General features: G+C 69.3%; 21 protein-coding genes. 1 reads left to right on the top strand and 20 read right to left on the bottom strand.

The window, feature by feature from the left end:
* The 19 genes from lepB to HCH03_RS04745 all read right to left on the bottom strand — a co-directional run.
* Positions 1-341 (bottom strand): signal peptidase I (lepB, locus tag HCH03_RS04655; protein ID WP_438821621.1); only part of this gene is annotated, 341 nt, incomplete at its 3' end.
* A 30-nt stretch (positions 342-371) separates the two neighbouring features.
* Positions 372-1,127 (bottom strand): tRNA (guanosine(37)-N1)-methyltransferase TrmD, encoded by a 756-nt coding sequence (gene trmD / locus HCH03_RS04660; protein WP_221688559.1) that lies wholly within the window; start codon positions 1,125-1,127, stop codon positions 372-374.
* 145 nt (positions 1,128-1,272) lie between these two features.
* Positions 1,273-1,794: a ribosome maturation factor RimM gene (locus HCH03_RS04665; RefSeq protein WP_221688560.1), complete on the bottom strand. Its 522-nt coding sequence runs from the start codon at positions 1,792-1,794 to the stop codon at positions 1,273-1,275.
* Complete coding sequence (locus HCH03_RS04670; protein WP_080142899.1) at positions 1,795-2,049, bottom strand: KH domain-containing protein; 255 nt, start codon at positions 2,047-2,049, stop codon at positions 1,795-1,797.
* Between the two features lie 5 nt (positions 2,050-2,054).
* Positions 2,055-2,300 carry a 30S ribosomal protein S16 gene (gene rpsP / locus HCH03_RS04675; RefSeq protein ID WP_080142898.1) on the bottom strand — a complete coding sequence of 82 codons (246 nt, stop codon included), beginning with the start codon at positions 2,298-2,300 and terminating at the stop codon, positions 2,055-2,057.
* A gap of 208 nt (positions 2,301-2,508) precedes the next feature.
* The gene (locus tag HCH03_RS04680) at positions 2,509-6,498 is read right to left on the bottom strand and encodes a BadF/BadG/BcrA/BcrD ATPase family protein (RefSeq protein ID WP_221688561.1); all 3,990 of its coding nucleotides are present in this window, start codon (positions 6,496-6,498) and stop codon (positions 2,509-2,511) included.
* A 235-nt stretch (positions 6,499-6,733) separates the two neighbouring features.
* Entirely contained in the window at positions 6,734-7,243 is a 510-nt protein-coding gene (locus HCH03_RS04685) for a GNAT family N-acetyltransferase (protein WP_185906392.1), read from the bottom strand.
* A gap of 97 nt (positions 7,244-7,340) precedes the next feature.
* Complete coding sequence (locus tag HCH03_RS04690; RefSeq protein ID WP_221688562.1) at positions 7,341-9,776, bottom strand: FtsX-like permease family protein; 2,436 nt, start codon at positions 9,774-9,776, stop codon at positions 7,341-7,343.
* A 10-nt stretch (positions 9,777-9,786) separates the two neighbouring features.
* On the bottom strand, positions 9,787-10,557 hold the full coding sequence (locus HCH03_RS04695; RefSeq protein WP_221688563.1) for an ABC transporter ATP-binding protein: 771 nt from the start codon (positions 10,555-10,557) through the stop codon (positions 9,787-9,789).
* Positions 10,558-10,620: 63 nt separating this feature from the next.
* Complete coding sequence (locus tag HCH03_RS16755; RefSeq protein WP_221688564.1) at positions 10,621-11,793, bottom strand: HAMP domain-containing sensor histidine kinase; 1,173 nt, start codon at positions 11,791-11,793, stop codon at positions 10,621-10,623.
* On the bottom strand, positions 11,790-12,491 hold the full coding sequence (locus HCH03_RS04705; protein ID WP_221688565.1) for a response regulator transcription factor: 702 nt from the start codon (positions 12,489-12,491) through the stop codon (positions 11,790-11,792). Before HCH03_RS04705 ends, HCH03_RS16755 begins: the two co-directional genes overlap by 4 nt.
* A gap of 441 nt (positions 12,492-12,932) precedes the next feature.
* Positions 12,933-13,787, bottom strand: a complete 855-nt coding sequence (locus HCH03_RS04710; protein ID WP_221688566.1) for a hypothetical protein — start codon at positions 13,785-13,787, stop codon at positions 12,933-12,935.
* Positions 13,781-14,641 carry an ABC transporter ATP-binding protein gene (locus tag HCH03_RS04715; protein ID WP_246599653.1) on the bottom strand — a complete coding sequence of 287 codons (861 nt, stop codon included), beginning with the start codon at positions 14,639-14,641 and terminating at the stop codon, positions 13,781-13,783. The genes HCH03_RS04710 and HCH03_RS04715 overlap by 7 nt, the downstream gene beginning before the upstream one ends.
* A 240-nt stretch (positions 14,642-14,881) precedes the next feature.
* Complete coding sequence (gene ffh / locus HCH03_RS04720; protein ID WP_185906379.1) at positions 14,882-16,294, bottom strand: signal recognition particle protein; 1,413 nt, start codon at positions 16,292-16,294, stop codon at positions 14,882-14,884.
* Positions 16,295-16,459: 165 nt separating this feature from the next.
* Positions 16,460-17,698 carry a HipA family kinase gene (locus tag HCH03_RS04725; RefSeq protein WP_221688567.1) on the bottom strand — a complete coding sequence of 413 codons (1,239 nt, stop codon included), beginning with the start codon at positions 17,696-17,698 and terminating at the stop codon, positions 16,460-16,462.
* A gap of 75 nt (positions 17,699-17,773) precedes the next feature.
* Positions 17,774-18,763, bottom strand: coding sequence for an MBL fold metallo-hydrolase (locus HCH03_RS04730; protein ID WP_221688568.1), 990 nt, complete (start codon positions 18,761-18,763; stop codon positions 17,774-17,776).
* Between the two features lie 92 nt (positions 18,764-18,855).
* Entirely contained in the window at positions 18,856-19,776 is a 921-nt protein-coding gene (gene ftsY, locus HCH03_RS04735) for a signal recognition particle-docking protein FtsY (RefSeq protein ID WP_221688569.1), read from the bottom strand.
* Positions 19,777-19,829: 53 nt separating this feature from the next.
* Positions 19,830-20,381: a DUF2812 domain-containing protein gene (locus HCH03_RS04740; RefSeq protein WP_221688570.1), complete on the bottom strand. Its 552-nt coding sequence runs from the start codon at positions 20,379-20,381 to the stop codon at positions 19,830-19,832.
* Entirely contained in the window at positions 20,374-20,715 is a 342-nt protein-coding gene (locus HCH03_RS04745; RefSeq protein WP_221688571.1) for a PadR family transcriptional regulator, read from the bottom strand. Before HCH03_RS04745 ends, HCH03_RS04740 begins: the two co-directional genes overlap by 8 nt.
* 114 nt (positions 20,716-20,829) lie before the next feature.
* Here HCH03_RS04745 and HCH03_RS04750 point away from each other — a divergent pair, with 114 nt between their 5' ends.
* The gene (locus tag HCH03_RS04750; RefSeq protein ID WP_221688572.1) at positions 20,830-21,183 is read left to right on the top strand and encodes a hypothetical protein; all 354 of its coding nucleotides are present in this window, start codon (positions 20,830-20,832) and stop codon (positions 21,181-21,183) included.
* A 404-nt stretch (positions 21,184-21,587) separates the two neighbouring features.
* On the opposite strand, the gene smc is transcribed toward HCH03_RS04750, so the two are convergent.
* A complete protein-coding gene (smc, locus tag HCH03_RS04755; RefSeq protein WP_221688573.1) occupies positions 21,588-25,154 on the bottom strand; it encodes a chromosome segregation protein SMC in 3,567 nt (1,188 codons plus the stop codon).
* Positions 25,155-25,156 lie beyond the last annotated feature (2 nt).

Raw genomic sequence — 25,156 nt, forward strand, 5'->3', positions numbered from 1 at the left:
ACCCCGTCCACCACCACGCGGCCGTCCACCAGGTCGACGGTCTGGCCGCCCACGGCGATGCAGCGCTTGATGAGCACACGGCCCGGGATCTCGGGGTCCTGGAACGTCACGATGTCGCCGGGCGCGGGATCGCGGAACAGGTAGCTCACCTTTTCCGTGTACACGCTGTCGCCCGTCATGATGGTGCCCTCCATGGAGCCCGACGGTACGGCGAAGGCCTGGTGCACGAACGTGATCTGGAACCACGCCAGCGCCACGACGAATACAACCCACCAGAGCGCGCCGGCGATCATGCGCGGCGCGCTTCGAGCCCCCTCGCGGGCATGTTGGCCGTGATCCAAGGTTTCCGCCTTCCTTCGAGCGCCCGAGGGCTACGATGCCGTCTCTTCCGACAAGTCTAGCAGAAACTCCCGATCGGCATGCGAGAGGTCGACGTTTTCCAACAGGTCCGGCCGCAAACGCGCCGTGCGCTCCAGGCTGCGCTCGTGCCGCCAGCGCGCGACGGCGCCGTGGTCGCCGGACAGCAGCACGGCGGGCACGTCCATCCCTCGATACGTTGCCGGGCGCGTGTACTGGGGGTATTCCAGCAAACCGTCGGCGAAGCTCTCGCCCAGGGCCCCGGTGGGCGCGCCCAGCACGCCGGGCAGCTTGCGCACCACCGCGTCGATCACCACCATGGAGGCTAGTTCGCCGCTCGTGAGCACGTAGTCGCCGAGCGAGATCGTGCGGTCGGCCAACGCGTAGGCGCGCTCGTCGATCCCCTCGTAGTGGCCGCACACGAACAGCAGCCGCTCCTCGCGCGCCAGCTCGCATGCGAGGGCGTCGTCGAAGGGCTCGCCATGGGGGGCTAGGAAGATCGTATGCGGGCGCTTGACGGGATCGGAGGCGGAGGGTAGGTTTCCGGCTATGTCCTCGTAGGCTTCGAAGATGGGCTCGCATTTCATGACGAGGCCGTCGCCGCCGCCGTAGGGGTCGTCGTCGGTGGTGCGGTGGCGGTCGTGGGTCCAGTCGCGCAGGTCGTGAGCCTTGAAGGTGAGGATGCCCTTCTCTTGGGCGATGCGCATCATGGACGCCCCCATGACGGAGTCGTACATGGAGGGGAACGTGGAAAGCGTCTCGATGATCACGGCGTGTCCTTTCGCGTCGTTGCCGAGCCTTCGCAGGGGGCTGCATCAAACGTGGGGTTTCGCTTGCCCTACGGTATGACCGTAGGCGACATGCGTTTCGGCAACTTTTGGCACGGCGCCTTGCGCGCTGAACGGCGGCCTCGCCCTACAGCTCCAGCAGCCCGTCGGGCAGGTCGACCTCGATGCGGCGCGCGTCCTCGTCCACGTCGACCACGAACGCGTCCACGAGCGGTATGAGCACCGTGCGGCCCCCTTCGGCCGACGCCACTTCGAGGAGGTCCTGCCCCGGCATCTCCCGAACGCCGACCACGGCGCCCACGAGCCCGGCGCGCGCGTCGTGCACGTCCCATCCGTCCCAAGCGCCCTCGAGCGCTTCGAACGCGCCGTCCGGAAGGTCGGCGCGGCGCGCGAGGCAGTGGCATCCCACGAGCGCTTCGGCGGCGTCGATGCCTCCCACGGCGTCGAACGTCACCACGGCGGTCCGCTCGTCGATCGGGGCGACGGACGCCACTCGCGCGCGGCGGGGGGCGTCGAGCACCGGCGGGACGAAAGCCACCTCCAAGCCCTCGAACAGCAAAAAAGGAAGGCCCGCCGCGCCTTGCGCGACGAACCCTCCCTGCAGATTCTTCGTTTTCGCCAGTACGGCGACGTCCGTCCAAGCGCGCATCTAGTCGATGAGCTCCACTTCGACATGGGTGTTCGTGCGCGACGCGGCGGCGCGGGCGAGCGTGCGGATGGCCTTGATGACCCGCCCTTGGCGGCCGATGACCTTGCCGGCATCCTCTTCGTTCACGCGAACCTCCACGAGGATGGAACCGTCCTCGGCGTCGCTCGCCTCGATTTGCAACTCATCGGGAAACTCGATGAGCGGGCGCACGACGGATTCGACGAGACCTACGATGTCTTCCGTCTGCTCGGCCATGGCGCTTACGCGTTCTCGCGGGCGTTCTTGAGCAGACGCGCCACCGTGTCGGTGGGCTGGGCGCCGTTCTTGATCCACTGGTCGACCTTCTCCAGGTCGAACTTCACCATCGCGGGGGTGGCGCAGGGATTGTAGCGGCCGACTTCCTCGATGAACTTGCCGTCGCGCGGGCTGCGCGCGTCGGCGACGACGATGCGGTAGTACGGGCGCTTCTTGGCGCCGTGGCGAGCAAGGCGAATTTTGACTGCCATGAAGGTGAACTCCTTTTTGCTTCTTACATCAGGTCCGGGCGGGTTGACGTCGTGGACGTTTCGGCACGTTGGCCGAAGCCCGCAAAACAGCAATTGCTTATTCTACGGCGTGAACGCCCGTTTGACAAGCGGTGTTTCCCGCACATTGTACGCGAACCCCCGCTCATGCGGCATCCCCGACCTCGCGCGTCCTCGAAAAGCCCATGTTTCAAGCGCCGGACGGGCGCTTTGCCCTGGCTTGGCGGGCGGCGGCCACGGCAAGGCGGATGCGGTTCTCGCGGTTCAAGGCCGACGCCTCGGGGTCGTAGTCCACCACGGTGACGGGCATGTTCGGGTGGCGGCGCGCCGCCTCGTGCAGGGCTCCGCGCGCGTGCACGTGCCCCTTCAGGCAGCCGAAGCTCTGCAGGTACACCACGTGGTCGACGCCCGCGGCCTCGAAGGCGTCGAGCTGGGCGCCGTAGCGCACGTCGTCGACGAACAGGTTGGCAGGGTCGGGCAGCACGGCCCGGCAGCCCAGGCGCTCCACGAACGCGACCAGGCCGTCGTTCAGGTACGCGTCGAAGCACAGCAGGGCGTTTCCCAGGATGCCGATGCGCGGGCGGTCGTCCTCGGCCGGCGCGGGAAGCGGCGCGGGAGCGTCGAGGCCGGAGGGCCAGGCATCCTCCCACTCGATCTCGACCGCGCGGCCGCAGGCGCGCTCCACCAAGCGCGGAAGGGCGTCCAAGAGGCAACGCTCGCACACGCGCGGCACCGAGAGACGCCGGACGGACGGATCGGCTTCGACCAGGCGGGCGGCGCGTCCGGCGAGCGAGGCTGCGGTATGGCACACGTCGGGGTTCACGCCGACGCGCGCCCGCTCGAGGTCCGCGCGCCCGATGCGCCCGAGCAGCGGAACGGCCCCCTCGCCATCCCGAGAGGAGGCGCAAGGCCGATCCCCCTTGTCATCCTGAGCGGAGGCGCGCAGCGCCGGAGTCGAAGGATCTTCGACTCCGGCCGCAACGGCGGTTTCGGCCGACCCTCCGAGGCCCGCCGGCTCCCCTCCCGTCGTCCGTGCGGGGGCGGCGTCCGAAAAACCCTCCCCTGCGGCGCGCAGGTCGCGCGCCTCCACGGCCTCGGCGAGCGTGCGCAGGCGGATGCGCAGGTGGGCCGTGTCGACGATGTCGTCGATCTTGAGGACGGTGAACGAGCGGTGCGCGGCCTCCAGCACGTCGCGCGCCTCGTCGGCCCCGAGCGCGTCGAAGCCGCATCCGAACGACCGCAGGCACACGAGCTCGAGCGACGGGTCCTCCGCCACGAAGCGCGCCAGGCCCACGAGGCGCTTCGCCGGTTTCCAGGGCGGCGAGGCGAGATCCCCGGCCGAGGAGGCGGGCCACGCCGCGCCGGAACGCGCCTCGCGGGCCGCACGCAGGCGCCCCGCCAAACCCAACGGCGGCAGCACGGCGAGGCCCAGGCGCTCCACCACGCCGTCCACTTCGTGGGACAGCGCGGCGTCCACGTGGTAGGGGCGGCCCGCGAGCACCGCGCCGTGCCGGCCGGGGACGGCGTGCACCCATGCGAGCGCCCGCTCCGTCGCCCGGGCGACCGCGTCCTCGAAGGCGCGCTGCGCGGCGAGGCCCGCCTCGAGCGCCCCTTCGAGCTCGTCCGCGCCCAGCGGCGCCCCCTCGGGCGCGATACGGCCGAGAGACGCCAGGAGCTCCGCACGGTCGGCCTCGCTGCGCGCGATCCCCTCCGGCCTCACGGCGCCGAGCGTCGGCGCGACCAGGGGCACCGCGCCCTCGTGCACGAGCGGGACGCTGTCGCGCACGGCGTCGGCGTAGCAGCTCGACACCGGGCAGCGGCTTCCGCGCTCGTAACGGGGCATGAGCACGGCCCGCGCCCCGCGCCCCGCGAGGTCGTAGAAGCGCGCGTGCACGACCTTCGCCGGCTGGCACACGCTCTCGGAGGGGATGGTCTCCAAGCCCTCCGCGGCCGCGGCGCCTTCGTCCCGGCGCGGCACCAGCACCGAGAAGCCCAGCTCGCGGAGCAGCGTGTGCCAAAACGGCAGGTTCTCGTAGGCGTTGAGCGCGTCCATGAGCCCCACGCGCGCCTCGGCCCGCGGCCCCGCGCCCGCCACGTCGCCGAAGCGCGCCAGCAGCTTGCGCTCGAGCGCCACGACGTTCGGGGCGCGCCCCGCATCGCGGCGCGGGACGACCTGCCGGCGGTCTGCGGAGGAGCCCGCGCCGGCCGCCGCCCCGTCGAGGAAGGCGTGCGCCCGCTCGCAACGGTTGCCGGACACGAAGCGGCGCGACCCCTCGAACTCCACCACGGTGAGCGCGCAGGCGCATCCGCATCCGCCGCAGCGCACCGCCGAGCGCTTGGGCGCGAGGGCCCCCAGCCGCGCCGCGTCGACGAGCGAACTGCGCCCCGTCCGGCCGCCGGCCGGCCGACCGCGGTCGCGCGCGACGAGCGCCGCGCCGATGGCCCCCATGAGGTGCGCCGTGTCGGGGCGCACGGCCCGCACCCCGGCCACGAGCTCGAAAGCGCGCAGCACGGCGTCGGACTTGAAGGCGCCCCCTTGCACCACCACCGTGCCGCCCAGGCCCGCCACCTTGTCGCGTCCGATGATGCGGTACAGCGCGTTCTGCACCACGGAGTAGGCGATGCCCGCCGCTATGTCGGCCGGCATCGCGCCGATCTTCTGCGCGTGGCGCACGCGCGAGGTCATGAACACGGTGCATTTCGTTCCCAGGTCCACGGGGTTCTTGGCGCCGAGGGCGGCTTCGGAGAACCGCACGGGCGACATATGCAGCGTATGCGCCGTGCCCTCGACGAACGAGCCGCAACCGCTCGAGCACGCCTCGTTGAGCACGGCGTCGGACACGAGGCCGTCGCGCACCCAGATCGCCTTCATGTCCTGCCCGCCGATGTCGAGCACGAACGACGCCTCCGGGCAAAACGCGCACGCGGCGCGCACGTGCGCCGTGGTCTCCACCACGCCCGAGTCGATGCCGAGCGCGGCGCGCAGCAGGTCCTCGCCGTAACCCGTGACCGTGGCGTGGGCGATGTGGACCAGGGCCTCGGCCTTGCCGTAGGACCGCGGCAGCACGCGGTACATATCGCCCAGCATGACGGCGGCCGTTTTGAGCACGTCTCCCTCGACCGGCCGGTAATCGGAATGCACGAGCCGCCCGGCATCGTCCACGAGAGCGCACTTCACCGTGGTGGAGCCGGCGTCCACGCCCAGGTAGAGCTGGCCCTCGCAGTCGAACAGGCGCATGCGCACCATGCGCTCGGCCGCGTGCCGCTCTTCGAACTCAGCGCGCTCGGCCGCGTCGGCGAACAGCGGGGGCAGGTGGTCCAGGTCGTCGAGCGGATCGGCGGCGCCCTTCACCTGGCGCTCCAGCTCGGTGAGCGAGGCCGTGCGCGGCGGCGTGCCGTCGTCGGCCGCCTCGCGCGCCACGAGCGCGGCGCCGCGGGCCGTGAACAGATGGGCGTTCGGCGGCTTGATGCCCGTCTCGCGCGTGAGGCCGAGCGCACGGCGGAAGCGGAACACCAGGTTGGGGATGTACTCGAGCGGCCCGCCCAGAAACACGATCGTGCCCTTGAGGGGCCGGCCGCAGGCGAGGCCCGCGAGCGTTTGGCGCACGACGGCCTCGAGCGCGCTCGCCGCGATGTCGGCCGTGCGGGCGCCGGCGTTCAGCAACGGGCGCACGTCGGTTTGCGCGAACACGGCGCACCTCGACGCTATGGGGTAGATGCGCCTCGCCCCCAGCGCGAGCCCGCTCATGTCCGACATGCGCGCGCCGATCACGAACGCGATGGTGTCGATGAACCCGCCCGTGCCGCCCGCGCACGTGGCGTTCATGCGCTGCTCCAGGCCGCCGGTGAGGTAAACCACCTTCGCGTCCTCGCCGCCCAGCTCGATGAACGCGTCGGCCTCGGGGTAAGCGTCGCTCACGGCGCGCGTGGTGGCCACCACCTCCTGCACGAACGGAAGCCCCAGCATCTCGGCGAGCGCGATGCCGGCCGAACCGGTCACGGCCACCTGTCCGCGCAGGTTGCCGAAACGCCACGCCATGTCGTGCAGCACGCCGGCAAGCGTCGTGCGGATGTCGGAGCGATGCCGCCGGTAGACGGAGTGCACGACGGCGCCGTCCTCGTCCACGACGACGACCTTGATGGTCTTCGACCCGGCGTCTATGCCGATGCGGTAGTCCATGGATGCTTCCCGGCGGCCCTTCCCTGCTCTTTGATCTTTCGCAAGGATAACGCTTATCGGGCCGTCGCGGAACCGAGAATCTGCACTTGTGAAGAACGCCGGATGCCACGACGAAAGCCGCCGAAACAGGCGATCTTCATGATCGTCTCGTGGGAAAAACCTTATTTCCGCCGTCGAACCGCAATCGCGCGACGCCACGCTCCGATCCGACCGGCCCGGGCCGGATTCCCTAGCCTCAACGACCGACCGCCGCCGTATCCACGCAATCGCGATAGTAGATGTGGACGTCCTCGTAGCCGCCCATGAACGTCATGAAGCCGCCGGGGACGGTGCCCACGCGAACGAATCCCAGGTCCTCGTACAGGTGGATGGCCGCCGCGTTGCTGGCCACCACGGCGTTGAACTGCAGGCCGCGGAAGCCCTTGCGGGCGGCTTGAGCCAGCGAGTCCTCCACGAGCGCCCGTCCCAGCCCCACGCCGCGCGAGCCGGACACCACGGCGTAGCTCGCGTTGGCGATGTGCCCGCAGCGTCCGACGTTGTTCGGATGCAGGATGTACAGGCCGAACACCTTCCCGTCGAGGTCGGCCACCACGGAAAGCGTCTGCTCGGCGAAGAACTCCGCGGCCGTTTCCAACGTGAGCGGTTCGATCTGCGGAAACGCCTCGCCGCCTTCCACGACCTCGTTCCACACCTTCATCATGCCCGCAAGGTCCTCCTCGCGGTACGGGCGAATCTCAAGACCCATGGCGCTTCCTTTCATCGCAAAAAGACTGCGCCAGTATAGCATCAGCGCAAGCGGGGCGCCACGCAGCGCCCCGCGCAGTGCCCCTCGGCGATCGCCCTTACTCGGCCACCAGCTCGCGCACGTCCACGCGCTTCACCTTGCGAGACGACACGTAGGCCGCCGCCAAGAACACCGCCGCGAGGCCGAGCGTGAGGCCGCCGACCGCGAAAGGGTTCGCGTCGAGGGCGAAACTGGTGAGCCCGAACAGGCCGAACAGCTGGCTGACCAGCCATCCTCCCCCGAGCATCGCGGCCGCGGCGCCGAGCGCGCATCCCAGGAGCGCGACGCAGAAGAAGCGCAGCGCGAACTGCACGCGCAGCGCGCGGCAGGTGAACCCCAGCGCGCGGTACACTCCCAGATCGTGCCGCTCCGCCGAGAACAGGCGGCCGATTATCAGCGACACGGCCAGGAACACGAGGGCGACCGCGACGAGCGCCATGACGTAGGCCATGGTGACGAACAGGCTCTGGATGAGCGCCACCATGTCGCCCGTGTCGGAGAACAGCCCGCTCGGCCGCGCGTCGACGTCCCCGCCGAAACGCCGCTCGAGCGCGGCGCGGGCCTCGTCGGCCTTGCCGGGATCGGCGAGGGCGTACTGGTGCGGGGCGCTCGACGCGTCGGGGTCTATCCCCGCCAGCTCGCACACGCTGTCGAACGTGACCACGCAACCGTACCCCGCGTTGAGCATGCTGGACAGCTTTCCGCACACGATGAAGGGGCGCTCGACGCCGTCGTTGCCGGGCACCATGAACTCGTCTCCCAATTCGAGGCCTACGAGCGAGGCGAGGTTCGACCCCACGAGCACCTCGTTGTCGTAAAGCGGCGCCCGCCCCTCCGACATGCCCGTCACCAGCGAGGTGTCGGTGAGGCCCACGAACGACCGGCTCTCGCCGCCCAGGTTCACCATCGTGAACGACTCCTGCCACGACCGCTCGATGGGGCTCACGTCGGCGATGGTGCGCTCCACCTCGTCGAAATCGAGGTCGGGGGACGCCGCCGCCGCGGTCACGTCGCTCTTCCACATGCCGAACGTGCCGTAAGCGGCGTCCGGTTTGTTCAGCGTTCCGCAGATGCCGTACACGAGCACGACGAACGCGCAGAGCAGGAAAGCGCATAGGACAAGGCCCACGTAGCGCCGTTTCGCCGAGACGACCGCGCGCAGGGCCAGCTGCAGGTTGAGCCGGACGCCGGTGACGGGACGCGTCGCGCGGCTCGCGAAGCTGTGGTCCGCCGCGCCGCCGCGCAACGCCACGAGCGGGGAGATGGCCGCGAGCTTGCGCGCGCGGTGCGCCACCACCGCCGCCACGAGCGCCAGCAGCGCGCCCAAAACGCACAGCGCCGCCACGGGCACGGAGTCGTTGTCGGCGAGAACGCCGGTGAGCTGGGCGAAGAACGGAAGCGCTGCCGGCACTGCCGCCATGGCGAGCGCGAAGCCCACCGCGAAGCCCGCCAGGCTCGCTCCGCCGTACTCGACGACGAGCACGGCGGCCAGGGTGCGGCGGCCCACGCCCACGGCTTTGAGCGTGCCGTAGTCGGCGTAGTGCTCCTCGATGGACGACGAGATGGCGTGCGTGCAGATGACGAGCGCCACCACGAACAACAGGCAGGCGAACACGCCCATGACCGCCGCCCCTATGATCACCACCATCATGGCGTAGCCGGCAAGCGTCGTCGAGCTGAACATGCCGGAGGTGGAGGCGCCCCACGCCGTGCCCTCGGCGATGGCGCGGGTCAGATCCGACGGCTGGACCCCGCGAGCCCGCGCGGCGTCCGAAAGGAACGCGTTCATCTCCGTGATGCGGTACGCGAACGAGCCCGTGGCGTAGATGTCGATGGGCTCCCCTTGCGCGACGGCGGCCTCGTCCACGTCGCGCGCGAGCTCCTCGTACGTCCCAGGGGCCACCTGGTAGCGCTTGAGCTCCATGAACGCGGTGCCCATCTGGGGGTCCTCGATGAACCCGGACACGGTGAGCGTGCGCGACCTGTCGCCGATGGCGAGCTCCACCGTGTCGCCGACGTCCACTCCGGGCGACACCTTCAGCGTGAGCGGAACGTACACCTCGCCGGGCGCCGGGGGTTCGGGGTCGTCCGCGAACCCGGTGCCGTCGGGCGTGAACAGCCGGCAGGATATCCCCGTGCCCCACGCCTGGTACTGCACGGCGGAAGACGGGTTCTTGTCGATGTCCCGCCCGTCTTCGCCGTGAAACGCGGTGGGGACGACGAGCACGCTGCTCGTGCGCACCTCCCCCACCTCGTCGAGCGCCTGGACGCTCGCCACCGCCTCGTCGGTGAGGCTCGACGCGAGGTCGTAGGCGTACACGTCGCCCGCGCCCGCCTCGGCGAGCGCGTCGGCCTCGCGGGCGTTCAAGTCGACGTACATGCAGATGGTGAACGTGAGGGCCGCCGCCGTGAGCGCCATAAGGAAGAAGATGCCCAAAAAGGAGCCTTTGGAGCGCTTGATGCCCGCGACCGCAAGCGTGCGCATGAGTGCCATGGCGCGCCCCCTACCAAGACAGCGAGGACAGCCAGGCATTCACCTGGGCCTCGCGGGCCTTCAGATAGGCCGCGTCGCCTTCGCGGTACGCGGGCAGGTCGAGCTCGCCTTTGATGACGCCGTCCTCCAGGTACAGAATGCGGTTCGCGCGCACGGCGCACTGCACGTCGTGCGTGACCATGCAGATGGACTGGCCCGCGGCGTTCAGCTCGCACAGAAGCGAGAGAACTTCCAAGGTGTTTGCGCGGTTGAGCGCCCCGGTGGGCTCGTCGGCGAACACGACGTCCGGGCCGTTCACCACGCTGCGCGCCACGGCGCAGCGCTGCTGCTGCCCGCCCGAGGTTTGGCTGGGCAGATGATGCGCGTCGGCGGCAAGGTCCATGCGATCGACGAGCGCGCTCGCGACGGCGCGCGTGGCCGCGGCGGACCGCCCCTCTTTCAGATAGCCGGGCACGGCGATGTTCTCGAACAGCGTGAGGTTGCTCACGAGGTGCGCCTGCTGGAACACGAAGCCGAAGCGCTGCGCGCGCAGCTCGGCCATGTCCTGCTCGCGTAGGCTCGTGATGCTCGAGCCGCGGTAGAGCACATCGCCCGCCGTGACCGTGTCCATGCCCGACAGGCAGTAGAGCAGCGTGGACTTGCCGGAGCCCGACGGCCCCATGACGGCGGTGAAGTCGCCTTCGTAGAGCGCGAGGTCGACGTTGCTCAGCACATGCGTCTGCACGCCGTCGGCCGCGTAGCTCTTGGAAAGCCTTTCGGCTTGGATGATGATGGGTTTCATGACAGCCTTTCGAATCGGTTCGTCTCTGAAAGGCATCGTAGCCGCGTCGACATTAAGGAGTCTTTAAGGCTCGCAGGGAAATTCCAGCGTCGCGCGCAAACCGGGGTCGGCGTTCTCGAGGCGCGCCGTGCCGCCCATCTGCCCGACCAAGTAGCGCACGATGAACAGGCCGAGCCCCGCACCGGGCGCGCCTGCGGCATTGCCTCCGCGATAGAAGCGCTCGAAAGCGAACGGCAGATCCTCGGGCGGCATGCCGGGACCGCGGTCGCGCACCTCGATGCGATAACCGTCCTCGACGCGTGCCCCGGAAACCTCCACGGGCGAGCCGGGCGCGTACTTGCGCGCGTTCGCGATGAGGTTCTCGAGCACCTGAGCCAGGCGTTTCGGGTCGTGGCGCACGACGGCATGGTCGAGACGGCCTATCGCCACCTCGCCCGTCGCGTCGAAATCGGACACGGCCGCGCGCACGGTCTCGTGCAAGGGAGCCTCCTCGCAGGTCACGACGATGCGGTCGAGGTCGGCGAGCACATGGAGGAACAGGTCGTCAGTGAGACAGGTCACCTCGTCGCACTTGCGCGCGATGGTGCGCGCAAAGCCCGTGCGCTCGGCCTCGTCGCAGGCCAGACCCAACTCGAGCGCCTCGGAATAGGCGCGAATGGAGGCGATGGGCGTCTTCACGTCGTGCGAGAGCGCGGCCACGGTGGTCCTGCTCTGCTCGATCGCGGCCGCCTCGGCGTCGCGGGCGCGCTTGATCTCCTTGCGCATGTTGTCGAACGCCCAGGCGAACTTGCCGAAGGGGTTGCCGCGCTCGTAAGCGAGCGGCGCGTCGAGGTTGCCGCCCGCCACGTCGTCGGCGAACGCCTCGAGGCGCAGGAAGGGGCGCACCACGCTCGCGTACAGGTAGCCGGCCATCGCCCACACCGCCGCGACGCCTGCGGCGAACAGCGCCCAAACACCTGCGACGCCCGACGCGCCGCGAGCATCGGCCGCGGCGCGAAGCGCGTCCTGGGCGTCGGCGAGCGCCGCGTCGACCTGCGCGGCCCCGTCGCCGGAAAGCCCCGACCGAGCCGCGTTCAACTCCACGACCTGCGCACGCAGGTCGGCGGCCGCATCATCGCCGCCGAGCGCCACGGTGGCCGCCGCGGCCAGGGCCGCAAGCGCGACCGTCACGGCAAGGGCGAACCCCGCCAGCCTGCGGGCGACGCGCCGCGCCTCGCTCGACCTTGCCGCCGTCACGCCGCGCCCCCGCCGCCCGCGTCGAACAGATAGCCCTTGCCCCGCACGGTTTTGAAATAGGCGGGATGGGCCGGGTCGTCCTCCAGCTTCGCGCGCAGCCAGCTCATATGCACCGAGACCGTCTGCGGCTCCACCTCGGAGAACGCGCCCCACACCTCGGCCAGCAGCCGCTCCTTCGACACGGCCGTGCCCTCGTGCCCCATGAGGTAGCCCGCCAAGGCCAGCTCCTTCGGGGACAAGGGCACGGGCACGCCCTCCTTCGCAAGGATGCCCGCCCCTTCGTCGAGCGTGAACGGACCGGCCGACCTTCCGGCCGACGCCGCGCCGCCCGCACGTCCTTTCGCGCGCCGCAGCAGCGCGTTCACGTGGGACAGCAGCTCGCGCAGGGAGTAGGGTTTCGGCAGGTAGTCGTCGCCTCCCGTGTCGAGGCCCTCGATGCGGTCCGTCTCGCTCGTGCGCGCCGAGGCGAAGATGACGGGAACGTCGCTTGCCCGGCGCAACGCCGCGCATGCCGCGAACCCGTCGTCGCCCGGCAGGTTGATGTCGAGCAGCACCAGGTCGAACGCCTGCGCGCCCAGCACGTCGTAGGCCTCCTCGGCGCTCACCGCGCGCGCGACCGCAAACCCCTCGCTTTCGAGATAGCGCGCCACGATGGCGGAGAGGTCCGCGTCGTCGTCCACGATGAGTATGCTCGGCATGCGGCCGGCCCCTTCCCCTTGGTTCGCGAAGCCGTGCGAGTCGACGTCCAGTCGATCCGCACCAGCTCATTGTAGCAGCTGCGCCGAGAAGCGCCGCCGTCAAGCGCTCCGACCGTTGGCGCTGTCCGCTTCGATGGCCTCCACTTGAGCGAGCTCGACCAGAGCTTGAACGGCTCGGCCTTGGGCTAGGGAATGGACTGGACGAGACGCAGCACCTGCTCGGTATTGCCGACGTCGGTCCGATAGTATTTGCCGTCTTTCGGCGACTGCATTTTCAGTTGGTTACATTCCGTAACCAACTGGCTTCCCTCCTCCTTCAAGCGATGCTTGAGAACCTTCCAATAGTTCCTCGGATCAGGGCGCATGCGCGTCACGCCCCTTTTTTTCATGGGCTCCGCCAAAGAGTTGCGTCGGCGATTCGAACCTTGCTGCGCCCCAGCGTCACGCCAGGTTCACTTTGCGGTCGAGCAGGTACACGCACAGCGCGTAGCATGCCGCCGCGACGCAGAGCGATCCCGCCCAGCCGAGGCCCGTCGTGGCCATCGCGGCCGCCGTCGAGGCGTACGGCCCCGTTCCTCCGAACGCGATCCCGCTCGCAACCGACACGTTAACGACGGCGCCCGCCAGGCCGATCACCCAGGAAATGGCCAGGTACAGTCCGATGCCCGCGGCCACCTTGTGCCGCGAGGCCAGAACCGCCCCCAAGGTGAACGCGGCGTACGCCACGAGCAGCGTCATCGCGCCCTGCGTCGCGGCGCTCACCGCGCCCGACAAGGCGGAGGCCCATGCGGACGAGCCGCCGAACACGCTGCCGCCGGCTGCCCGCAGCATCCAATACGGCAGCGTGTCGTTGATGCTCGCGTTCACGAACCCGGTCGCCGCCAGGGACACGGCCAGCGCGCTTCCGAGCACGACGAGGGCGTCGATGAGCAGCCACAGCAAACCGGCCAGGACCTTCGACAGCATGATCTGGTTCGCAGTCACCGGCAACGTGAGGGTGAGGTAGCCCTCGTCGGTGAACAGGTTCTTGTAGAACCGGTGTATGATCACGACGATCGTGGCGATGGTGGCCGAGAAGATGCCGAGCATGCTGAACGCGAGGGCAACGAGCATGGCCACGGCGACAGCCTCCGAAACGCCCGCCGCCGCGCTCGTCCCCGTCCATATCTCGCCCGCGCTGTAGCCGACGAACCCGCACACGCATGCCACCAGCGCGAGCGCCGCCGCCGCGATGTGCAGCGGCACCAGCACGCGGGAGAGTGCCTTCATGTCGTATTTGAACAGCTTCCCTAGCATCTGAACGCCCCCCTGAAGTAGTCGTCGAGGCTCATGCCGAACTGCGCCCGCATCTGCTCGGTGGGCGCATGCATCACCACCGTGCCGTACTGCAGGAAGATGAAGTCGTCCAGCACGCGCTCGACGTCGGCTACGAGGTGCGTGGAGAGAAGGATGGTGGAGTCGCGGTGGTAGTTCGCGATGATGGTGTCCAAAATGTAGTCGCGCGTGGCGGGGTCGACGCCGCCGATAGGCTCGTCGAGCAGGTAGAGCGCCGCATGGCGCGCCATGACCAGAACGAGCTGCACCTTCTCCTTCGTGCCCTTCGACAGCGAGGCCATCTGCGCGTCGACGGGCACGGAAAGCCGCGCGAGCATGTCCTCGGCGAGCCTTCGGTCGAAGTCGGCGTAGAAGTCCTCGAAGAAACGCAGCGTCTCGCTCACCTTCATGCTGGGCGCGAAATAGGGGCGCTCGGGAAGATAGGACACGATCGCCTTCGTCGAACGTCCCGGCACGGCGCCGCGGACGAGGACGCTGCCGTCGGTAGGCTGCAGAAGACCGGCCGCCAGCTTGATAAGGGTGGTCTTGCCGCTGCCGTTCGGCCCCAGCAGTCCCACGACGCGCCCGCGCGGAACCGTCAGGGTCACCGCGCCAAGGGCCACCGTCGCCCCGAAGCGCTTCGAGAGCGCCCGGCATTCGAGCACCGGCTCGAACGGCTGCTCGACGATCGGCGGAAGCGGGCGCACGTTCGCAGGCGGCGGATACGGCACCGGCGTGCCCGGCGCCGGCTGGTACGCGCCCGGCATGGGTCCGCCCGGCACGGGCGGCGCGCCCCACGACACCTGCTGGCCGTACGGGTAGGTCGGATAGTCCATGCGCATCTCCCTCCAAGCCGATTCGCGCAAAGCGCGAACTTCGCCTCACCGGTCCGTTAGCCTAGCTTCGCAGGTTGGCGCTAGTAAGCCAGCGAGGTCGGCCGTGGTGCGCCAGATTCACGGGATCGCGGAGGCGTAGCGTACTTCGGTACGCGAGCCTCCGCGATCGTGCGAAGATGGCGTGCCACGGCCGACCGCAGCGTCGAGAAGTTCCGCGGGCCGTAGGCCCGCGGAACCCGCCTACTCCCCCATCATGTCCTGGAGCTTCTTCAGGTCCGCCATGCTCATGCCGCCCGGCATGCCGGGCAGGCTGCGGCGGCGACGGCCCTTCTTCCCCTTCTTGCCCTTCTTGCCGCCCATCTCCTCGGCGGCGGGCATCATCTTCTTCATCATCTTCTTCGTCTCGTTGAACTTCTTGATCAGCTGGTTCACGTCGGATACGGTCACGCCGGCGCCGGCTGCGATGCGGGCGCGGCGGCTGCCGTTCAGCAGGTCGGGCTTCTCGCGCTCCGCCTTCGTCATGGAGTTGATGATGACCTCCATGTGATCGAGCGCGCCCTCGTCGACCTCGCCCTTGGCCATGGCCTTGTCGCCGCCGGGCAGGGCGCTCACCAGCTTCGATATGCCGCCCATCTTGCGGATCTGGCGGTTCATGTCCACGAAGTCGTTCAGGTTGAGCTGGGCGCGCATCATGCGCTCGGTCTGCTCCTGCTCGATCTCCTCCTGCTGCACCTTCACAGCACTCTCGATGAGGCTGACCACGTCGCCCATCCCCAGGATGCGCTTGGCCATGCGGTCGGGGTGGAACTCCTCGAGCGAGTCGGGCTTCTCGCCCGAGCTGATGAACTTGATGGGCTTGCCCGTGACCTGCTTGATGGAAAGCGCGCCGCCGCCGCGGGCGTCGCCGTCCATCTTCGACATGATCACGCCGTCGAAGTCCACGCGCTCGGCGAAGGCGCTGGCCACGTTCACCACGTCCTGGCCGGTCATGGCGTCCACCACCATGAGGATCTGGTCGGGCTTCGTGGCGCGCTTGATGGCCTCCGCCTCGTCCATCATCTCGTCGTCGACGTGCAAACGGCCCGCCGTGTCGATGATGACCACGTCGCGCAGGTTGTCGACGGCGTCCTGGATGCCCTCGGTGGCGATCTTCACCGGGTCCTGGCCGTCGCCCCGGTACACGCGCACGCCTATCTCGCCGCCCAGGGTCTGCAGCTGGTCGGCGGCGGCGGGTCGGTACACGTCGCAGGCCACGAGCAGCGGCGAATGGTTCTCCTGCTGCAGACGGTAAGCCAGCTTCGCGGCGGCCGTCGTCTTGCCGGAGCCCTGCAGGCCCACGAGCATGATGACGTTGGGAATGCGGCTGGTGAGCACGAGCTTGGAGTCCGTGCGGCCCAGCAGCTCGGTGAGCTCGTCCATGACGATCTTCACCACGTTCTGCGCGGGCGTGAGCGAGTCGAGCACCTCGGCGTTCAGGCAGCGCTCTTTCGTGCGCGCGACGAACGACTTCACCACCTTGAAGTTCACGTCGGCTTCCAGAAGCGCCATGCGGATCTCGCGCATGGCGTCGTTGATGTCGTCCTCGGTCAGGCGGCCTTTGCCGCGCAGGCCGGAAAATATGCCCTGCAGGCGTTCGGAGAGGTTCTCGAGCATGGTTGGTCGGCTCCTTGCTGGCTTCGTTGCTTGCTGGTCATGCATTATACGACAGCGGCGGAGCGAGGGATGCGAAGCGTCGCCTAAAGCCCCGATACTCCAAAAGGCGCAGCGCGGAGAACGGTTCTCCCGCCGCTCGCCACCCGTTGGGAGAAAGGTCGCGCTCTACGGAAGAAGGCCGATTTCAGGAGCGAGGTCATCGCCGAGCCGCGCTCCCGCAGCCTTGCGGAGCTTCTTGGCCAAAGCGTCCGCGCCCGTCGACGGCAAAGCCAGCATATGCTCGATCCGCAAGCGCACGTACTCGTTCAGCAAAGCAGTGAGGGGTTCTTCGAGCGGATGGGCGGGATGCGGGGAGAACTCGAACCCTCGCAAGGCCGCCAAGCGATCCCGCATTTCATCGGTCACCAGATAAGCGGCCTGGTAATCCAACAGGACGTTGGACGGGCTTTTGTACCACGCGGCCGACTGCGCCATGTCGGCGGCCGTCAAGCCCGCATCGATATCGCGGATGAACAGCGACAGGTTGTTGTCGAAAATGGGCGCCGCCGAGACAATGCGCCGCGTGCGGCCGTCGAAGAGGAACCCGAAATTACCGAAGTGCCGGTCGTCGTTTGCCACGAGCGCGTCGAACACCGCCATGCCGGCGAAAAACTCTAGGGCGCCCGACCCGAAACCGCCGTACACGGCGGCTGCATCCTCGAAAGACATCGAGCCGAACGTGGCCGCGAACGACGCGAAGCCGATGTCGCGGCTCGTGAACAGAGGGCTCGCGCTGCACAGCTCGCCATGCCATTCGGCAAGGTCGTACGCCGCATGCGGCAAACCTAGCGCCTCGGCCAGCTGGGCGGCATAGTGCTCCGCATGGGGCTCCAGCCCGTTCGAGTTGGGCGCACCGGCCTTGTACAGGTAGCGCTTGCCATCCACGATGCGCCACGCTTTCGGAAACTGCCCGCTCGTGGTCAGCTCCCCAGACAGCCCCTCCGGCACCTTCGACGTATCGAGCACGCCGGAGAAAGCCACGGTGGCGACCAGCTCGTCAAACGGGTTCTCGTACAGGTTCTTTTCCGCAAACGCCGCCGTCGAGCCTTCGGGGACAACCCAGTACGCGTCGTTGAGCGAAAGGCCGTAGCAGGCGTCGAGCATCTGCATGGTGTCGTCGAACCGGATGCCGTACTGGCGCGCGATGCGCGAGGCGAACGTCCGGTTCTTGGAAAGGGAGCGCGCGCGGATCCACCTCTCGAAGGACGCGGCGTCGCCCGTCACGCGAAACGGAAGCAGCCCTCGCCGCACTTCGTCGCATTCCGCCCCCACGCAGCTGACAACACCCCGAGCATCGCGCGCGAGCGTGAACGAGGCGAGGTCGTCGTCGTAGAGCTTCAAAAGGTATGTCCGGGTTTCTTCCATGGGAAGCATTCTACCATCTGCGTCCAGCCTGCAAAGCAACGCCCTCCCCTCGCCCCTCAAACGTCATCGAAGCCGCTACGTCGCGTACCGCCACACGCCCCGGTCGTCCAGCTCGCGGCGCACGAGGGCGCGGTCGGCCAGATGGTCGAGGATGACGATGCCCTCGGTGACGATGCACCAGCGCTGCACGAACGAGATGTCCTCCCACCTGTCGTGCGGCACGTTCCAGCGGATGCGGCGGATGACCTGCTCGCCGGTGAGGCCCGGCTCGGCGGCCACGATGGCGGCGGCCTCGCGCAGGCGCGCCACGTGGTGCTCGGCCAGCCAATCCACGCGCTCGGCGAAGTCGTCGCGCGGCTCCCCGTGCGACACGAGCAGGCGCTTGCAGCCGAGAGCGCGCACCTTGTCCAGGCTGTCGAGGTAGGCCTGCAGGCCGTCGACCCCGTCGGGGAACAGCGCGATGCTGGGCGAGATGACGAAGAGCACGTGGTCGCCGCCGAACAGGATGCCGGAGGAGGGCTCGAACAGCGACAGATGGCCGGGCGTGTGGCCGGGCGTCTCCACCACGCGCAGAACGTAGCGGCCGACGCGCAGCTCGTCCCCCTCGCCCACGAAGGCCAGGTCGATCCGCACGGGGTCGAACAGCTGCGGCTCGATGGCATAGCGGGCGAAGCCCGACGCATCCGTGAACGACAGGCCCTCTCGCTCGAACAGGCGGCGCGTCTCCTCGAAGTAGGCCGCTGCGCGCGTGGCGCGCACGGCCGCGAAGTCCACCTCGCCCGCGCAGACGCGCGCGCCGGCGGGCACGACGGCGTCCACGAGCCCGGCGTGGTCGAGATGCAGGTGCGTGAGGAAGAAGGTCGCGCGCCGCCGATCGACGCCCAGCTCGTCCAAGGCGGCTTCCAGCACGGCCGCCCCCTCGTCGGTGGGCGCCCCCGTGTCCACCACGAGCGCCTCGCCTCCGTCGACCACGACGAAGCAGTTCGTGGCGCTCGTGCTCACGTTCTCGAACGGAACCTTGACCTCGAACACGTCGGGGGCCGCATGCACTTGGATACTATGCATAATGACATTCTCCTTGCTGGCGCCGCGCGGGATCCTTCGACTCCGGAGGCTTCGCCGCCTCCGCTCAGGATGACAACCGGTGGACGATCGCGCTATCCGCGCTCGTCGAAGTCGCCCACGAGGGCGCGGGCGAAGTCGTGCGCGTCGAAGTCCTTGAGGTCGTCCAGGCCCTCGCCCACGCCGATCTTGAGCACGGGAAGCCCCAGCTCGTGGCTCACGGCCAGCGCGATGCCGCCCTTGGCCGTGCCGTCGAGCTTCGTGACGATGACGCCGTCCAGATCGAGCGCGCGGTCGAACTCGCGCGCCTGGGCCAAACCGTTCTGGCCGGTGGTGGCGTCGGTCACGAGCACCGTGTACACGGGCATGTTCGCGCGCTTGCGCACTACGTTCACCACTTTCTCCAGCTCGCGCATGAGATCTGCCGACGTGTGCAGGCGCCCGGCCGTGTCCACGAGCACGAGGTCGGCGCCCTCCTGCTCGGCGCGCTCGATGGTGTCGTAACACACGCTCGCCGGGTCGCTGCCGCGCTCGCGCGTGCAGATCTCCACGTCCGCTCGCCGCGCCCACACCTCCAGCTGCTCGATGGCGGCGGCGCGGAACGTGTCGGCGCTGCCCAACAGCACCTTGCGCCCAGCGTCGGTCGCCTCCTTGGCCAGCTTGCCCACCGTGGTGGTCTTGCCCGTGCCGTTGATGCCCACGAACAGCACGATGGCCTCAGCCCCGCCGAACACCTCCTCGCCCCCCGGCGTGAACGTGGAGGCTATCTGGTCGTTCAGCATATCGAGCACGGCATAGGCGTCGGGCAGCGCTTTGCGGGTGGCCTGGTCGCGCAGGTTCTCCACGATGTCGCTCGCCGCCGCGCCGCCGATGTCGGCCAGGATGAGCGTCTCCTCCAAGCCGTCCCAGAAGTCCTCATCGAGGTCGGGGCCGCGATCGAGCAGAACGTTCATCTGCTCCTTGAACTTGTCGCGCGAGCGGGAGAGCCCCTCGCTGATCCTATCGAAAAATCCCATGACGGGCTCCTTTCTTGTTCGCCTGAACAGTGTATCCCAAATGCGGCCGCTCGTCAGCGCCGGAGATCCTCCTCCTGCTCGGCGTGTATCTTGCGCAACGTGCGCGTGTAGCCCACGAAGGGGAAGAACGAGAACACGAACCCGGCGGCGAACACCACGCACGCCGCGAGGCTCGCCCACGATCCCAGCTCGTTGCCTTGGGCGGAGAGCCGGGCCTGCAGGGCGAAGAGCAGAGCGGCCGCGAGCGCGCAAACGAGCGCGGCCCAGCCCAGGCCCGCCCGGCTCGCGGCGATCGTCGCCTCCTGCGCGTCATCGTCGGTGTACAGCGGGACGGTGCCGGCCTCGGCGCGCACGATCTGCCACGCGGAGCCCTGCGCCACGCACTCCCAGCCGGCGATGCGATAGAGCTCGCGCGCCTCCGCCGGGAAGTCGCGCTGGAAGTCCACCGCGTAGTCGTACGCATGCGGCTCTCCCGCCTCGAAGCGGTACAGGATCCCGCACGAGAACCCGGTCAGGTGCCATCCCCGCGCGCTCATGTCGGCGAGCATCGCCATGTCGTGCTCCGGCATGATGGCCAACCCTCCGCACAACCGGTACTTAGCCATGGTCCTCCTCGCCCCTCCCGTTCAGCCGGTCCTCCGCGAAGGCGACCAGCCGCTTGCGCCGCGCGAAATCGCGCTCGAGCACCGCGCGGCCCTCGTCGGTGGCCGCGTAGAGGATGCGCTTGTCGTCCTCGGCGGTTTCAACGATCCAGCCCGCCTGTTTAAGCTTCTTGAGCGTCGTGTACATGGTGGCAGGGCCCACCTTCACCGCGCCGTCCGTAGACTCCTCGATGCTCTGCATGATCCGATACCCGTACACCGGCTCGAGCGTGGCCAGCAGGATCAGGAAGATGCTGTCGGAAAGCTCCCCCGTCTCGTACGGGCTCCTCTTCGCCATTTCGCTCCTTCTAGTATATCAATGATGGATAGTATGCTACAATCAGGATGCTTGCAAGCGAACTGTATCTTCTGATTCCCACTATACTCTATCTTGGAAATGGAGCGTCCCATCATGGCTGAAGAGCGTTTGGAAACGGCGGCTGCGAGCGAGCACGCAATCGGAATGGACCCGCAAGGGAACAGCTCCCCTTGGGGCAAAGGACGCGGCAACAGGGCGTTCCGCATCATCACGTTGGTCGCCCTGCCCCTTCTGTGGATCGGCTTCTTCCACTCCCTTTTCACGGGCAACGAGGGCAACATGTCCAGCTATTCGCTCGTGATACTCATGTTCTCGCTCCTGAACGCGGACGTGCTGATCAAAGGCGAGAAGCTGCCGAACAAGGTGCTCAACGTCCTGGCGAAGGCCAACTGCGTGCTGCTGTTCCTGTGGGCCGTCGCCACCATCGTCCACGTGCTGGTGAAGTAGCGAGAAAGCGGTCTCGCGCTTCGCCGGTTGTTGTCCTGAGCGTGCGGAGCGAGCGCGAAGCAGGAGCGAAGGACGCTTGGCGAAGGCTGCCTCACGCCCTCGAAGATCCTTCGACTCCGGCGGCTGCGCCGCCTCCGCTCAGGATGACAAAGGGAGGACGGCCCCGCTTCCGGGGCACCCCTTCTCACAAAAACTCCCACAGGACGACGATTCCCGTCAAGGCGTCAGAAGCTCGAGCATGCGCCCCGCAGGTGGAACCAGCCCTCAACCAGATGGGCCCGGCGGAGGGCGCGTCGCGCGCAGATTCCGCACGAGCCGAACAGCCCTGCGGGCTGTTCGAGCGACCTCAGGACTGCCCGAGCGCGACGCGCCCTCCGCCGGGCCCCTCCCGCAGGTCGAACAGCCTATTCAGCATGCATAAGCGCATGTTCGAGCTTCTGGCTGACCACTTTCGTCACGCCGTCGGCCTGCATGGACACGCCGAACAGGACGTCGGCCATCTCCATGGTGCGCCGCTGGTGGGTGATCATGATGAGCTGCGTGCGGTCGCGCAGCGTTCCCAGGTAGGCCGTGAGGCGCCGCAGGTTGGAATCGTCGAGCGCGGCCTCCACCTCGTCGAGGATGTAGAACGGCGTGGCGCGGATGCGGTACACCGCGAACAGGAGCGCGAGCGCCGTGAGCGACTTCTCGCCGCCGGACATGAGCATCATCTTCGTGATGCGCTTGCCGCGAGGCTGGGCCGTCACCTCCACGCCCGTGTTCTCCAAGTCCTCGGGATCCACGAGCGAGAGCTCCGCGGAGCCGCCGGGGAACAGCACGGCGAATATCTCGCTGAAGTTCTTGTTGACCGCGTCGAACGTGCGGATGAAGTCGTCCTTCATGCGGGCGTCGATGACGCGCACGATCTTGCCGAGGGCGCGCCGGGCTCCGTCGAGGTCGGCGAGCTGCGCGGCCAGGTAGTCGTAGCGGGTCTTCAGGCGCTCGTACTCGTCGGCGGCGTCGGGGTTGATGGTGCCCATGTTGGCTATGCGGCGACGCAGCTTGAACGCCTGGTCCTCGCACGCCCCGCGGTCCTCCAGCTCGGGCAGGGCGAGCGCGTGGTCGAGCGGCGTCTTGCAGTCGTGGACGATGGCGTTCACGGCGGCCTCCACCTGCACCTCCAAGCGTCCCTTGTCGACGCGCGCCTGGCCCATGCGGGCGTTGGCCTCGTCGAACGCGTCGTGGGCCGCGCGCGCGGCGGCGCGGGCCTCGTTGGCGGCATGGTGCATGCCGCCGGCGGCGTCCTGCGCGGCGTTCGCGGCGTCCTCGAGCGCGCGCGTGCGGCGCCGAGCGCTGTCGGAGAGCTCCTCCATGAGCGCGAGCAAGGGCTCGATGCGCTCCTGCGCCACCATCTTGCGCGCCAGGGCGTCGCGGGCCTCGGCGTCGGCGGCGTCGGCTTGCTCGATCTCCCGCTGGCGGGCGTCCACCACGCGGGCCGTGTACGTCTCGCGCTCGGCGAGCGTGGCGGCCTTGAGCTTGGCCTCGGCCAGGGCGTCGCGCACCTGCGCGGCCTGCTTGCGCAGCGGAACGACGGAGTCCTGCGCCTCCGCCAAGCGCGCGGCGCTTTCCTCCAGCTCCTGCGCGAGGGCGGCCAGGCGCTGCTCCAAGGCCTCGACCGACGGGCGCGCCTCGGCCACGGTGCGCTCCGCCTCGGCGCGCTGGCGCTCGATGTCCTCGAACTCGCGGCGCACGGCGGCCAGCTTCTCTTCGGCGCGACGGGCGTCGGCGCGGGCCGCGTCCGTCTTGCCGCGCAGCTCGGCGAGCTCCTGGGACAGGCGCAGGCTCTCGCCCTGGGCCCGCCGCAGGGCCTCCTCCGCCGCGGTCGACGCCTCCTGGGCGCGATCGCGCTCGGCCTCGGCCGACGCCAGGCGCTCGCGCAGGCCGTCGAGGCGCCGCGCGCGGGCGAGCACGCCCTCGGCGTCGTCGGCCGCGGCCGCCCCGAGCGTCACCTTGCCGTTCGGCCACACCACGCAACCGTCCTCGGTGACGAAACGCGCGCCGAGGGCGTCGCGAGCATGGGCGGCGAGCGCGGCGTCCAAGCCGTCGCACACCACCACGTCGCCCAGCAGCGCCTCCACGGCGCGGGCGGCTTCGGGCGGATAGGACAGCCCGTCGACAAGCGCGCGGCCCCCTCCCTGCGCAGCGGCGGCGCGGGAGAGCGGCTCCGCCCCCTCGGCGCGCCCGTCCGCGCGGGCGACGAGCACGACCTCGCCCTGCTCGTCGCAGGACGCGAGCGCGGCCGCCACGGCCGAGGCCTGGGCGGGGTCGTCCACCAAGAGCGCCGCCACGTCGCCTCCCAGCAAGCGCTCCACGAGCGCCTCGGATCCCGCGTCCGCCCGCAGCACGTGCGAAAGCGGCGCGAGCGCGCCGGACACGTCGCCGGCGTGGTCGAGCAGCCACGCGCGCGCCGGGCCGGCGGCGGCGCTCGCGCGCTCGACCTCTTCGAGGCCCTTGATCTCGGAGGCCAGAAGCGACGCCTCGTCGCGCGCCTCCTCCAGCGCGGCGCGCGCCTCCTCGCGGCCCGTGAAGGCCCCGCTCACGGCGTTGCGCGCGGCGGCCTCGCGCTCCACGAGCGCCGACAGCTCCGCCTCGCCGCCGGCGGCGGCCTCGGCGAGCGCCACGGCCTCGGCCTGGGAGCGCTCGAGCTGCAGCTCGAGCTCCTTGCCGTGGCCCTCGATGAGCTTCACGTGCGCGAGCCCGCTCGCCAGCGACTCCTGCGTGACGGCCAGCTCGCGGCGCGCCTGCTCCTGCGCGCGCTCGGCGACGCGCCGGGCCTCGGTGAGCGAGGCGGTCTCGCGATCGAGCGCGCGGTGGCGCTCGGTGAGCTCGGCGTGCTCGGTCGCGAGCCGTTCCACGTCGGCGTCGGCCCGCTCGCGGTCGGCGCGCACCTGGCCCACCTGGGCGGCCGCCTGCGCGCGCTCGGCCTCGGCCGCCGCGCGCCGCGCCTTGCCCGCCTCCAGCTCCACGCGCAGCTCGGACTCGCGTCCCTGCGCGGCGCGGCGCTTCTCGTGCAGAAGCAGCGTGGCCCCGTCGAAGCGCTCCACGGCCGACGACGCGCGACGATGGCTCTTCGCCAACTCCCCCGCGTCAGCGCTGTCGCGACGTATCTTCTCCTGCAGCTCCTCGGCGCGCGCCTCCGCCTCGGCGATGGCCGCTTTCTTCTGCGCCAGCTCCTCGTCTATCGCCTGCTCGCGCGCCACCGCCTCGTCCCAGGCGCGCTGCAGCGCCCTCAGGTCGTCCACGGCCAAGGCCAGCGTGAGCTCGGAGAGCTCGGCGGACAGGCCCTGGTAGGCCAGCGCGCGCTTCGCCTTGCGCTCGAGGGGCCCCAACTGGCGCTCCACCTCGGCGGCCACGTCCTTCACGCGCGTGAGGTGCTGGTCCATGTGCTCGAGCTTGCGCTCGCTCTTCGCCTTGCGCTGCTTGTGCTTCAGAACGCCCGCCGCCTCCTCGATGAGCGCGCGGCGGTCCTCCGGCTTCGACTGCAGGATGGAATCCAGGCTGCCCTGGCTGATGATGGAGTGCGTGCCGGTGCCGAGCCCCGTGTCGTGCAGGATGTCGAGCACGTCCATGCGACGCGCCACCGTGCCGTTGATCAGGTACTCGCTCTCGCCGGAACGGTACATGCGGCGCGTGATGGCCACCTCGGAGAAGTCCACGGGCAGCGTGCCGTCCGAGTTGTCCAGCACCAGGTCGACCTCCGCGATGCCGACCGGCTTGCGCGCCGACGACCCCGCGAAGATGACGTCCTCCATGGCCTGGCCGCGCAGGTTCTTCGCGTTGCGCTCGCCCAGCACCCACAGCACGGCGTCGGATATGTTGGATTTCCCCGACCCGTTCGGGCCCACGACGGCCGTGATGCCCGGTTCGAGCGCGAGCGCGCTGCGGTCGGCGAACGATTTGAAGCCCTTGAGGACCAGCGATTTCAGATACACGG

This window comes from Gordonibacter massiliensis (ex Traore et al. 2017) (assembly GCF_019731765.1).
In the GTDB taxonomy this organism is placed as follows: Bacteria; Actinomycetota; Coriobacteriia; order Coriobacteriales; family Eggerthellaceae; genus Gordonibacter; species Gordonibacter massiliensis.